Below are 12,170 nucleotides of genomic sequence, written 5' to 3' on the forward strand. Positions count from 1 at the left end.
GTAGAGCTCGCCGCGAAAATTCCAATCAACATACTCCGCGCGCGGTTACGGACGCGCCGGAAATGTCACGAGTCCGAACGGTTCTCGTGACCGACGAATGACGAGCCCCCGGGGGTCGAGCCCGGGAATGGCGCGTCTGTTCGGCGGTGCGGGCCAATCGTCACAATTGAGAAAGACCTCGAGGTTACGTCATGTCGAATGCTCAGAAACCCGGTGATTTTGGCTCGCAGACCAGCCTGGCGACCGCAGCAGCGCGCAATTTGGCGACGACGACCAAGTCGGAGCCGCAGATGCAAGGCATCAGCTCGCGGTGGCTGCTCAAGCTGCTGCCGTGGGTGCGCGCCGCGGGCGGCGTCTACCGCGTCAACCGCCGCCTCAGCTACGCGATCGGCGACGGTCGCCTCAGCTTCACCAACGTCGGCGCCAAGGTGTCGGTGGTCCCGCAGGAGCTGAGCGAGCTGCCGCTGCTGCGCGGCTTCGACGACGTCGAGGTGCTCGCGGCCCTGGCCGGCAAGTTCGTCCAGCGCGAGTACAAGGCCGGCGAGTTGCTGGTCGAGGCCGGCAAGCCCGCCGACCAAGTGTTCCTGATCGCCCACGGTAAGGTCAACAAGCTCGGCACCGGCAAGTACGGCGACGAGACCGTGCTGGCGGTGCTGGCCGACGGCGCCCACTTCGGCGACCAGAACCTGGTCGAGGAGAACGACACGTGGGGCTTCACCGTCAAGGCGGTGACCCGCGTCATCGCCCTGACGCTGCCCGAGAAGGCGCTCGCCGACGCGGTCGAGCAGTCGCCGGCGCTGCGCGCCCAGGTCGAGAAGTTCAAGGCCAACCGCGGCAAGCCGCAGAGCGGCCAGGGCGAGGCCGAGATCGCGCTGGCCTCCGGCCACCGCGGCGAGGTGGCGCTGCCGGGCACGTTCGTCGACTACGAGCTGTCGCCGCGGGAGTACGAGCTCAGCGTGGCCCAGACGGTGCTGCAGGTGCACTCCCGCGTCGCCGATCTCTACAACGAGCCGATGAACCAGACGCAGCAGCAGCTGCGCCTGACCATCGAGGCGCTGCGCGAGCGGCAAGAGCACGAGATGATCAACAGCCCCGAGTTCGGCCTGCTCCACAACGCCGACCTCAAGCAGCGCATCCACACCCGTTCGGGCCCGCCGACCCCGGACGACCTCGACGAGCTGCTGGCGCTGGTGTGGAAGGAGCCGACGGCGTTCCTGGCCCACCCGCGCACCATCGCGGCGTTCGGCCAGGAGTGCAGCAAGCGCGGCATCTACCCGCACCCCGTCGAGTTCGCGGGGCATCACATCCCGGCGTGGCGCGGCGTGCCGATCCTGCCGTGCAACAAGATCCCGGTGACCGACACCCGCACCAGCTCGATCCTGCTGCTGCGCGCCGGCGAGAAGAACCAGGGCGTCATCGGCCTCCACCAGCCGGGCATCCCCGACGAGGTCGAGCCGAGCCTGTCGGTGCGGTTCATGGGCATCAACGAGAAGGCGATCATCTCGTACCTCGTCAGCGCCTACTACTCGGCCGCCGTGCTGGTGCCCGACGCGCTGGCGGTGCTCGAGGACGCGGAGATCGGTCGCTGAGGCGGCCGCGGAGCTGAGTCGTAGAGGAGACCGGTCATGTCGGACACGTCGAACCCGAGAGATGATGCGCAGACGAGCCTCGCCACGGCGGCGGCTCGCAACCTGGCGACGACCACCAAGTCGGCGCCGCAGATGGCGGGCCAGAGCCCGCGCTGGCTGCTGCGCCTGCTCCCGTGGGTCGACGTGCCCGGCGGGACCTACCGCGTCAATCGTCGCCTGACCTACGCGGTCGGCGACGGGCGCGTCGGATTTACCAGCGTCGGGCCGCGCGTGCAGGTCATCCCGCGCGAGCTGACCGAGCTGCCGCTGCTGCGCGGCTTCGAGGACGACGAGGTGCTGTCGGCGCTCGCCGATCGCTTCGTCCAGCACGAGGTCGCCGCCGGCGAGGTCATCGTCGCCGCCGGCGCGCCCGCCGATCGCGTGGTGCTGCTGGCGCACGGCAAGGCGCGCAAGCTCGGCCCCGGCAAGTACGACGATTCGCTGGTGCTCGGGCAGCTCGTCGACGGCGATCACTTCGGCGACGAAGGCCTGGTCGCGCGCGGCGACGCGTGGCCGTACACGGTGCAGGCGGTCACGCGCTGCGTGGTCCTGACGCTGTCGGAGCAGGTGCTGACGCGGGCGATCGCCGACTCCCCGGCGCTCGCCGCACACGTCGAGGCCTACGCGCGCCGACGCGCGCAGCCGCAGGACAAGAGCGGGCAGCAGGCGATAGCGATGTCCGCCGGGCACAGCGGTGAAGCGACGCTGCCGATCAGCTACGTCGATTACGAGCTGCGCCCGCGCGAGTACGAGCTCTCGCTCGTGCAGACGATCTTGCGCGTACACACCCGCGTGGCTGACCTCTATAGTGAGCCGATGGATCAGACGCAGGAGCAGCTGCGCCTCACGATCGCGGCGGTGCGCGAGCAGCAGGAGCACGAGCTGCTGAACCACCGCGAGTTCGGGCTGCTGCACAACGTCGACCTCAAGCAGCGGATCCCGACCCGCAGCGGGCCGCCGACGCCCGAGGACCTCGACGAGCTGCTGTGCCGTCGGCGCTCGACCCGGTTCTTCCTGGCCCACCCGCGCACGATCGCCGCGTTCGCCCGCGAGTGCACGCGCCGCGGGATCTACCCGCAGACGCTGGCGCTCGAGGGCAGCGCGATGCTCGGCTGGCGCGGGGTCCCGATCGTGCCGAGCGACAAGATGCCGATCTCCCGCGAGGGCACCAGCGCGATCCTGGCGATGCGCGTCGGCGCCGAGTCGCAGGGCGTGATCGGGCTGCACCAGACCGGCATCCCCGACGAGGTCGAGCCGAGCCTTTCGGTGCGCTCGATCGGGGTCGACGACCGCGCGGTCCACGAATACCTGATCACTGCGTACTTCTCGGCGGCGGTGCTGGTGCCCGACGCGCTGGGGATGCTCGAAGACGTGGCGATCGGTCGCCAGGAGTAGCCAGCCATGAAGCAGCCGTTTCAGTTGCCGGACTTCTACATGCCGCATCCGGCGCGGATCAATCCCCACCTCGAAGGCGCGCGCCGGCACACCAAGGAGTGGGCCTACGCGATGGAGATGATCGACACCGGGGTGTGGACCGAGGAGGACCTCGACAACCACGACTACGCGCTGCTGTGCGCCTACACCCATCCGGACTGCTCGGGCGAGGAGCTCGACCTCATCACCGACTGGTACGTGTGGGTGTTCTTCTTCGACGACCACTTCCTCGAGGTCTACAAGAAGACGCGCGACATGATCGGGGCCAAGGAGTACCTGGCCCGCCTGCCGGCGTTCATGCCGGTCGACCTCTCGACGCCGATCCCCGAGCCGACCAACCCGGTCGAGGCGGGGCTCGTCGATCTGTGGCGGCGGACCACGCCGACGACTTCGCAGGACTGGCGCCGGCGGTTCCACGCGCACACGCAGCACCTGCTCGAGGAGTCGCTGTGGGAGCTCGGTAACATCCGCCAGGCGCGGGTCTCGAACCCGATCGAGTACATCGAGATGCGGCGCAAGGTCGGCGGCGCGCCGTGGTCGGCGGGCTTGGTCGAGCACGCGGTCGGGGCCGAGATCCCGGCGCGGGTCGCCGAGACGCGGCCGCTGCGGGTCCTGAAGGACACTTTCAGCGACGGCGTGCACCTGCGCAACGACCTGTTCTCGTACCAGCGAGAGGTCGAGCGCGAGGGTGAGAACGCCAACTGCGTGCTGGTGGTCGAGCGCTTCTTCGACGTGCCGACCCAGCGGGCGGCCGAGATCACCAACGACCTGCTGACTTCGCGGCTGCAGCAGTTCGAGAACACCGCGGCGGTCGAGCTGCCGCCGCTGTTCGAGGAGCACCGGCTCGATCCGCTCGAGCGCCAGGCGGTGTTCCTCTACGTCAAGGGCCTGCAGGACTGGCAGTCGGGCGGGCACGAGTGGCACATGCGCTCGAGCCGCTACATGAACGGCGGCGGCGAGGGCGAGGCGGCCTCGCCGTCGGTCGAGCTGGCGGTGCCGCCGGCGCTGGCGACCCACTTCCGCGTCGGCACCGAGCGTCGGCTCGCGCGCGGCGAGTCCGACGACGCGGCCAATCGGGCCGCGACGTTGATCGAGCGGGTGCTCCGCGGGCCGACGGGGCTCGGCACCTCGGGCGTACGGCTGACGCTGTCGCCGTCGGCGCTCGGGCTCAAGCGGATCAAGAACTTCTCGCACCTGCTGTTCCAGCCGGTCGGACCGACCCGGCTGCCGGCGTTCTACATGCCGTTCAAGGCGCGCGTGAACGGCAACCTGGCGCGGGCCAAGCAGCACTGCATCGACTACGCGCGGGCCACCGGCATGCTGGCCGAGGTGCCCGGGGTGCCGGGCGCGTGCGTGTGGGACGAGGATCGCCTGGTGGGCTACGACTTCGCCGAGTGCGCGGCGCGGATCCACCCCGACGCGTCGGGCGACGAGCTCGACGTGTCGTCGGCGTGGCTGACGTGGGGCACCTACGGCGACGACTACTTCCCGCTGGTGTTCGGCAACCAGCGCAACTTCGCCGCGGCCAAGCTGCAGAACGAGCGCCTGTCGCTGTTCATGCCGCTCGACGCCTCGCCGGTGCCGCCTCCGCAGAACCCGCTCGAGGCCGGCCTCGCCGATCTGTGGGTACGCACCGCGGGGCCGCTGTCGCCGACCCAGCGCGCCAGCTTCCGCAAGAGCGTCGAGGACATGACCGCGAGCTGGCTGTGGGAGCTGATGAACCAGACCCAGCACCGCATCCCCGATCCCGTCGACTACGTCGAGATGCGGCGCGCGACTTTCGGCTCCGACATGACGATGAACCTGGCCCGGATCACCAAGGGCGAGAAGATCCCGCCCGCGGCCCTCTACTCGCGCCCGCTGCACTGGCTCGAGGTCTCGGCCCAGGACTACGCCTGCTTCACCAACGACATCTTCTCGTACCAGAAGGAGATCGAGTACGAGGGCGAGATCCACAACATCGTGCTGGTGCTGCAGTCGTTCCTCGACCTGTCGCGCGAGGAGGCGGTCGAAGCCGCGAACAAGCTGATGACCTCGCGCATGGAGCAGTTCGAGCACGTGCTGGCGCACGACGTGCCGCCGATGATCGCCGACCTCGACCTCGACGCCGACGCCCGCGCGGCGCTGGACGCCTACATCGAGGGCCTCAAGGACTGGATGGCGGGCATCCTCGACTGGCACAACCTCTCGCTCCGCTACCCGGAGGCCGAGCTGCAGCGCCACCGCGCCAAGTCGCTCGGGCCGCTGGCGCTGCTGCGCGGGGTCATGGCGTCGACGCTGCCGGACGGGCTGGCGGCGATCCTCAAGGTCGGCTGACCGGCCTCACTTCGGGCGCCAGAACGCCGGCGGCGCCGGCGTCTGGCCCTTCGCCTGCGGCAAGATTTCGTCGTCAGCGCGGCGCGGTGGCCTGCGCGGCCTCGATCTCGGCGTGGATCGCGGGCGCGTGGAGCCGGGTCCACTCGAGCACGGCGCGCAGCTGGACGCCGTAGTTCTCGGTGCGCACCGCGACGCCGTCGAGCTTGATCGTCGCGCCGGGGAGCTCGCGGTGGCCGCGGTGCAAGGCGACGACGCCCCACTCGTCGTCGCACACCGGCGAGCCGGAGGCGCCGCTGCGGGTGTCGGTGAGATAGCTGAGCCAGTGGCTGTCGCCGTGCACGACGAAGTTGTTGCGCAGGCCGATCCGCATCGGCTCGCCGTCGGGGTGCTGCAGGACGTTGACGCACTCCGCCAGCGGGGTGTCGCGGGTGCGCTCGAGCGGGCGCACTCGCAGGCGCAGCGGCGGACGGTCGACGGGCCCCAGCCGCAGCAGCGCGAAGTCGAGTTCGGCGTCGGCGGCGACGACCTCGAGCACACCGACCGATTCGAAGGGAGCGTCGGGGGCGAGGTAGTCGAATTGCAGGACGGTCCCGCGGGCCTGCAGCGCGAAGTCAGTGGCGGTGATCGTCTCGCCGTCCTGGCGCGCGGCGATGACGTGATGGTTGGTGATGCCGAGGTTGGGCGCGATCAGCCAGCCGGTGCCGGTCGAAACCTCGGGGCTCTCGTCGGCCTGGTAGCGCGGCTTGTCGCCGAAGTGACGGTGGACCAAAACCTTGGCCACCGACTTGGCCGCCTCGGCGCCGCGGACGAGGAAGCGGGCGGAGATGGTGTGATCGCGCCGGGTCGACAGGGCCTCGAGGTGGAGGCGCGAGAGCTGCTCGGGCGAGGTCCAGGCGTAGGGCTTGGGCTGGGACCACTCGGCCGCGACGGCCTGGATCTCGGCGCTGCGGCGCGGTCGCTCGGCGCACAGAGCGGCGAAGAAGCGGGCGTCGACGAGCTGACGGCGCTCGAGCAGTTCGCACGCGGCCTCGACGAGCTGCACGGGCGGAACGTTGGCGCCGGGCAGGGCGAGGATCACCTCGTCGCCGAAGCCGTAGCGCAGGAATCGCCGCAGCTCGTCGGCGCTGAACATGCTGAGCAAGAGGCGCTCCAACCGTTGTGTTCGCATGGCGGTGTTCGGCTCGAAGGATCAAGGCGAGGATGGCGGGTTTCGGTCAGGCATCACTCGGGTTCGGGCGCGCCGAGGCGGACCTCGAGGGTGATCGGGACGACGATGCGCAGGCTGTCGGTGGTGGTCGTTGCGGTGGTGGGGGCGAGCTGCACGCGACGTCGCGGTCGCGCGGGGGCGGCGGTCGTGTCGGCGATCCGCCGGCGCAGGGCCATGGAGGCGTGGCGCGGGACGGCCGGCAGCGGTGATTCGCCGAGGACCGCGTCGACCAAAGCGCGACGATAAACAGGGTCGACGACGAGCTGCTGCAAGACCTCGACGCCGAGGCCCGGGGCGGCGGTCGTGAGGTCCTCGCGGGCGCCGGCGCCGAGCAGGTGGGCGACGCCGAGGCGGACGCGCTGCTCGACGCTGCGGGTCTGCGCGTGCGCCGAGACGATGGCCTCGTGCGGGCCCGTGCGACCGCGTGCGCGCTCCAGGGCGAGGGGCAACAAGGCGTCGACGAGCATCGCTTCGGGGGCGGCCGGCGGCGTGGCGCCTGGGGCCTCCTCGCCGAGCGGCAGCGGGGCCTGCAGCAGGGCCGCGCAGTCGAGCAGGCCGGCGCCGAACCACGCCCGCGGGAACGGGCCGGGATCGAGGGCGTCGCGGGTCGAGCCGGCGAGCGCGCGGCGAAACGCCTGCGGCAGCGCGGCGCCGGGGTAGCGCTGGCGCAGCGCGACGGGGTCGTGCCGGGCCAGCCACAGCGCGGCGGCCGAGGCGACCAGGGCGGTCGCGTAGGAGGTGCCGCTGCTGATCCGCGTCACGGCGTCGCCGTCGCGCCAGTCGGCGACGAGCATGCGGTGGCCAGGGGCCGTCAGGGCGACGCTCGGGCCCTTCGACGAGTCACTCCATACCTGTCCTTTAGGACCGGTGGCCGCGACGGCGAGCACCTCGGGATAGGCGGCCGGCCAGACCACGAACTGCACGTGGTTGCCGGCGGCGGCGACGACGATGACGCCGCGCGCGTGGGCCCGCTCGACCGCGCGGCGCAGGCGAGCGCCAGGCAGGCCGCCGAGGCTGAGCGAGACGACGTGACAGCCGCGCGCGACCGCGTGGTCGATGGCCTGGGCCAGGCGCGCGTGCCAGGTGAGGATGACGACCGAGTCGGTGACGCGGATCGGCACGAGCTCGGCGGCGGGCGCGAGGCCGACGACGCGGTGCGGCAGCCGTTCGCGGCCGACCATGAGGCTGCTGGTCGCGGTGCCGTGGCCGGGTTGGCCCACTGGCGCGAGCGGATCGATCGGCGGGCTGCCGGGCTCCATCAGGTTCAGGCCCTGGTCGTGCAAGACGGCCGCGCCGGCGAGGCTGGGGTGCTCGGTGGTGCCGCTGTCGGGGTGACCGATCCGCACACCGTGGCCGTGGCCGTGCTGCCAGGCGCGCTCGGCCCCGATCTCGGCCAGATGCCAGCGCGGCGGGGGGTTGATGGAGAGCTCGGTGCCGGGGGCCTCGCGCACTTCGGCGGCGATCCGGGCGTCGATCTCGGTCAACGCGTGATCGAGCTCGGCCTCGGCGATAGCGGCGAGCTCGGGGCGAGCGGCCAGCGCTTCGGTCAGCGCGTGGGCGGCGTTCCAGCCGCGGCGCAGGTCGGTGCCGGCGGGCGCGAGCACCTCGATCAGCCGCCGCGGCTCGCCGGGGTCGGCGGGGCCGCGGACGCGCCAGCCGCGAGCGGCGAGGCCCGCGGTCTGCACGGCGTGCTCGACGGCGGCGGCGGCGTGGGCGGCGGTGTCGGCGGTGAGCTCGACGACGACGCTGCGGGTGTTCGGCGGGTTCATGCGTCCTCCGGCGCGGGCGTGAACTCGACGAGGTCGACCCATTGTGGGTGATCGATGAACGGGTTGCGGTTGCCCTGCACGGCGAAGATGGCCTGATTGCGGTGACGCTCGTGGAGGCCGGGCGGATCGTCCGTGGACCAGCGCTTCAGCAGCTCGATCTGGGCCGGCGTGGGCGTGCGGGAGGGGTCGAGCTCGCTGGCGTAGCGGACCAGGAAATAGAGGGTCGCGCGGGCGACCGGGCCGTGGCCGTCGCCAGGCTCGAAGTACGGGCCCTCGCCCTCGCCGCAGGGCGGCATCGGGGTGTCGCGGTCGAACTCGTGGTAGGCGCGGTCGGCCCGCAGGGTGTTGCAGGGCGGGTCGCAGGCGAAAAGATGGTGGAGGTCGCCGCGCATCGGCTCGCGCTTGCCGAACCAGCTCTGCGGGACCACGTGCTCGCAGTTGTAGGGCAGCTCGGCCTCGACGGCGGCGTCGATGTCGGCGAGCGAGAGGGAGGTGCGGCGCGCCCGCAACTCCGATCGGCGGGCCCGGCGGGCGGCGTCGATGCGGGCGTCGTCGGCGATCAGGGCCTCGGGCGAGAAGGTCGCGCCGGAGTAGATCGAGGCCAGGCGGAGGTCGGGGCGGAGGTCGACCCAGGGGTAGAGCTGGTGGCTCGGATTGTATTTCGGCGCCTCGGCGTGGGTGGTCGTGAGCAGGGCCGAGAGCGATTCGTGGCAGATGTCGTGGAGGATGTCGGCGTAATAGCTCGCGCGATCGCTGGCGTCCTGGGCGGCGTCGTAATACGGGCGAGCGCGGGCGGCGGCGACGAGGCGGTGCAGGTCGGCGGCAATGGGGGCAGGCTGCTCGACCGCAGCAATGGTGGCACCCGCCGCGGTGCCGAGCCGCACGGTGATCTCGATCGGCACGGTGATGCGCAGGGTCTGGCCCGGAACGGCGACTGTGGTGATTGACGGCGCCGGGGCGATCGGCGGCGCCTGCTCGAGGTCGTTCCAGGCGGCGCTCCATTCGCCCGGCAATTCGCGGGGCGCGGCGGCGCCGGCGAACCGGACCCCGGCGTCGACGATCCGCGGATCCCAGGCGAGCTCGGCGGCGGGGACGGCGAAGTTGCGGTCGAGGTAGACGCCGCCGAAATGCAGCCCGAGCACGCGGCCGGTGGCGACGTCGAGGATCGCGGCGCCGGAGCAGCCGCCGAGGGTCGAGGAGTCGTGCAGCGCGGCCGAGACGGTGCGGCCGAAGCTGGCGACGCGGCGGCGGCCGCCGAAGTAACCGGGGGCGAGGCGTTTGAGGTTGTAGCGGCCGCGGAACACGCGTTGCTGGATCGTCAGGTCGTTGCGCAGATCGAGGCCGGGATAACCGATCACTGCGACGCGCCGACGGGCGGCAGGATCGTCGACGGCGAGCGCGAGCGGGGTGACCTGCAGGCCGTCGACGCGCAGCAAGGCCAGGTCCCAGTAGGGGTGGATCAGGACGACCTCGGACACTGCGTAGGTGGGGCCGTCGGGCTCGTCCTGCTGCTCGCGGCGCGGATCGAAGCCGGCGGTCTGGCCGGGGAGGAAGCGCAGGTGGGTGCGCCCGAGGCCGCCGGCGAACAGCTGGGCGACGTGGCGATTGGTCATGATGAGGCCGTCGCCGACGACGAAGCCGGTGCCGCCGTAGGGCAGCGAGAGGTTGTCCGGCAGCTCGATGCGGCCGATCGCCGGCAGGCAGGCTTCGATGCGCGCGCGGAGGTCGGCGTCGGCGTGGAGGTCGAAGAACTCGCCGGGCGGCAGACCGAGCAGCTTGCCGTCAGCGATGTCGGCGACGGGCCGCTCCCTGGGCAGGATGATCGCCTCGAGGCACTCGAGGTCGCCCGGCGCGAGCGGGGCGCGATCGATCCACTTGCGGGCGGTGCTGCGGACCTGATCGGTCTGGCGCGCGTCGAGGCCGAACCACTGGGCGGCGCCGGCGACGATGGGCTCGACGGAGGCGCTGGATTCGAGGTGGGACGGTGGCAGGATGGAGTCCGCGTAGGCGCGGACGCGGGCGGGCGAGGCCATGGAGACGAACAGCAAAGCACGCGCGGACGGGCGAGAAAAGCCGGACGGCGCGGGGAAAGACGGGGTGCGCCGATCTGGCGAAATCGCGGACGATGAGCATTGCCCGGCGGTTGAACCGTGTTCGTCGGCGGCGCGGATGGAGGCCCGCGCGCGCGCCGGAGCGGCGGGCAGGCGTTCGCGGGGTGTGCGTTTTCCGGGGCACGCGACCAGGGACGGAAAGGCCGCCGACGAACACGTCGATGTCCATGCGCCATCCTGGGCGAGTGTCGCGCGCCGGCATCGCGCATGACTTCGAATCGAAGCACGCGCGAACGCGCCGCGCCGATCCTGCGTTCCCAGCCGGGCCTGTGGGCATTGCGCCGAGCCGGCGCCTGGGCTCAATCGACCTGCGGAATGCAGGGACAGTCGTCCCAGTCGCCGACGCACAGCTGCTCCGGCGGGGCGTTCAATTGTTGTTGCACCCATCCGTCGACCTGCGCGGGCGTCACCTGGGTGTCGATGAATTGCAGCGACTTGACGAGCTCCTGCACGCTGCCGAGGCCGTCGAGCGAGGTGAGGCCGGGGCTGTTGGTGACGACGAGGAACCGCGCGCTGGTCAGCGCGTCGAGGCCGGCCAGGCTGGTGAGGCCGTCCATGCGAAAGCCGGTCTGCGAGCAGTCGCCGATGGCGAGGTTCACGTCGACGAGCTTCAGCTGCTCGAGGCCGTGGAGGTCGGTGACCTGCGGCAGGCCCGAGACCTGCAACGTGTGGACTTGCTCGAGGGCGGCCAGCTGCGCCAGATCGGGGACCTGGGGCAGGTCGCGCAGCGACAGCAGGCCGGCGGCGGCGATCGTCTCGAGGCCGGCGAGCGACGCGAGCTCGGGCAACGAGCGCAGCCGCAGCGTCATGTCGGGGCCAGCCTGGGCGAACAGGGCGGCGCTGGGCGACAGATCGGCGAGCGTCGCGTTGTCGGCGAGCAGCACTTCGAGCGCGGTGATGCCGGAGTACTTCAGCGTGGCGAGCGCGTCGACGTCGACGAGGGCAGGGTTGCCGACCACGTGGAGCTCCTCGATGCCCTCGTAGTCGGGCGCGAACGTCGGCAGGCTGGTGATCCCGGTGGCGAAGATGTCGAGCGTGACCAGCCGCTTCAGGTTGGCCAGCGCGGACATGTCGGTGAGCGCCGGCGTGTCCTCGATGCGCAGGCTGAACAGGTCCTCCACGCAGGCGAGCGGCGAGAGGTCGGTCAACACGGCGTTGCTGTCGAGCTGCAGCGCGCTGGCGGTGACGAGGTTGGCGAAGCCCGCGAGCTGCGCAACGGTGAGGTCGCCGGTGATGTGGATCGATCCGGTCACGCGCGTGACGCAGGCCATGAACTCGGTCGAGTCGCCGGGCCCGATCTCCACGTTGCCCTCGAACTCGAGCGCCTCGGGGCACGGCGGTCCGCAGTCGACGGCGGACTCGCCGGTGGTGGTGGTGTCGCCGGTGGTCGAATCGCTGGTGGTGGTGTCGCCGGTGGTCGAGCTCGTGAGGGTCGTCGTGCCGTCGCTCGTGTCCGTGGTGGTCGAGGCGGCGCTCGTGGTCGGTCCCGGCGGGTCGCCGGTGGTGCTGTCCGTGCTCGTCGACGACGGCGGCCCGTCATCGGTGGTCGGCGAGGTGTCCGAGGTCGTCCCGGGCCCGCTGACGCTCTCGCCGTCGGTCTCCGTGTCGGCGGGCTTGGGAGCGCAGGCGAGAGTCACGATGCACGCGAGCCACGAATGAGCACGAGCCATCCGCGCAGCGTACATGCGCGTGGCGATCCGGCTCA

At 71.4% G+C, this 12,170-nt stretch carries 7 protein-coding genes; 3 read left to right on the forward strand and 4 right to left on the reverse strand.

What is annotated here, in order from left to right:
• Positions 1-191: 191 nt before the first annotated feature.
• From POL25_RS40130 to POL25_RS40140, 3 genes are read left to right on the forward strand one after another with little or no spacing between them, the layout of a single operon-like run.
• Entirely contained in the window at positions 192-1,589 is a 1,398-nt protein-coding gene (locus POL25_RS40130) for a family 2B encapsulin nanocompartment shell protein (protein ID WP_272091702.1), read from the forward strand.
• 36 nt (positions 1,590-1,625) lie between these two features.
• Positions 1,626-3,023, forward strand: coding sequence for a family 2B encapsulin nanocompartment shell protein (locus POL25_RS40135; RefSeq protein ID WP_272091703.1), 1,398 nt, complete (start codon positions 1,626-1,628; stop codon positions 3,021-3,023).
• Positions 3,024-3,029: 6 nt separating this feature from the next.
• Positions 3,030-5,378, forward strand: coding sequence for a terpene synthase family protein (locus POL25_RS40140; protein ID WP_272091704.1), 2,349 nt, complete (start codon positions 3,030-3,032; stop codon positions 5,376-5,378).
• Positions 5,379-5,451: 73 nt separating this feature from the next.
• Here POL25_RS40140 and POL25_RS40145 read toward each other — a convergent pair whose 3' ends face one another.
• The 4 genes from POL25_RS40145 to POL25_RS40160 all read right to left on the reverse strand — a co-directional run bounded on the left by POL25_RS40145 (position 5,452) and on the right by POL25_RS40160 (position 12,135).
• The gene (locus POL25_RS40145) at positions 5,452-6,510 is read right to left on the reverse strand and encodes a trypsin-like serine peptidase (RefSeq protein WP_272091705.1); all 1,059 of its coding nucleotides are present in this window, start codon (positions 6,508-6,510) and stop codon (positions 5,452-5,454) included.
• An 89-nt stretch (positions 6,511-6,599) separates the two neighbouring features.
• Entirely contained in the window at positions 6,600-8,354 is a 1,755-nt protein-coding gene (locus tag POL25_RS40150) for a S8 family serine peptidase (protein WP_272091706.1), read from the reverse strand.
• A complete protein-coding gene (locus POL25_RS40155) occupies positions 8,351-10,387 on the reverse strand; it encodes an endonuclease (RefSeq protein WP_272091707.1) in 2,037 nt (678 codons plus the stop codon). Before POL25_RS40155 ends, POL25_RS40150 begins: the two co-directional genes overlap by 4 nt.
• A 377-nt stretch (positions 10,388-10,764) precedes the next feature.
• Positions 10,765-12,135, reverse strand: coding sequence for a leucine-rich repeat domain-containing protein (locus POL25_RS40160; RefSeq protein ID WP_272091708.1), 1,371 nt, complete (start codon positions 12,133-12,135; stop codon positions 10,765-10,767).
• Positions 12,136-12,170: the final 35 nt, after the last annotated feature.

The sequence above is a fragment of the Nannocystis bainbridge genome (assembly GCF_028368995.1).
Classification (GTDB): Bacteria; Myxococcota_A; Polyangia; order Nannocystales; family Nannocystaceae; genus Nannocystis; species Nannocystis bainbridge.

What these genes read in the sequence shown, in the direction of transcription:
- POL25_RS40130 (WP_272091702.1), top strand. Translation starts at nt 192, where the DNA reads ATGTCGAATGCTCAGAAACCCGGTGATTTTGGCTCGCAGACCAGCCTG.
- POL25_RS40135 (WP_272091703.1), top strand. Translation starts at nt 1,626, where the DNA reads ATGTCGGACACGTCGAACCCGAGAGATGATGCGCAGACGAGCCTCGCC.
- POL25_RS40140 (WP_272091704.1), top strand. Translation starts at nt 3,030, where the DNA reads ATGAAGCAGCCGTTTCAGTTGCCGGACTTCTACATGCCGCATCCGGCG.
- POL25_RS40145 (WP_272091705.1), bottom strand. Translation starts at nt 6,510, where the DNA reads ATGTTCAGCGCCGACGAGCTGCGGCGATTCCTGCGCTACGGCTTCGGC.
- POL25_RS40150 (WP_272091706.1), bottom strand. Translation starts at nt 8,354, where the DNA reads ATGAACCCGCCGAACACCCGCAGCGTCGTCGTCGAGCTCACCGCCGAC.
- POL25_RS40155 (WP_272091707.1), bottom strand. Translation starts at nt 10,387, where the DNA reads ATGGCCTCGCCCGCCCGCGTCCGCGCCTACGCGGACTCCATCCTGCCA.
- POL25_RS40160 (WP_272091708.1), bottom strand. Translation starts at nt 12,135, where the DNA reads ATGGCTCGTGCTCATTCGTGGCTCGCGTGCATCGTGACTCTCGCCTGC.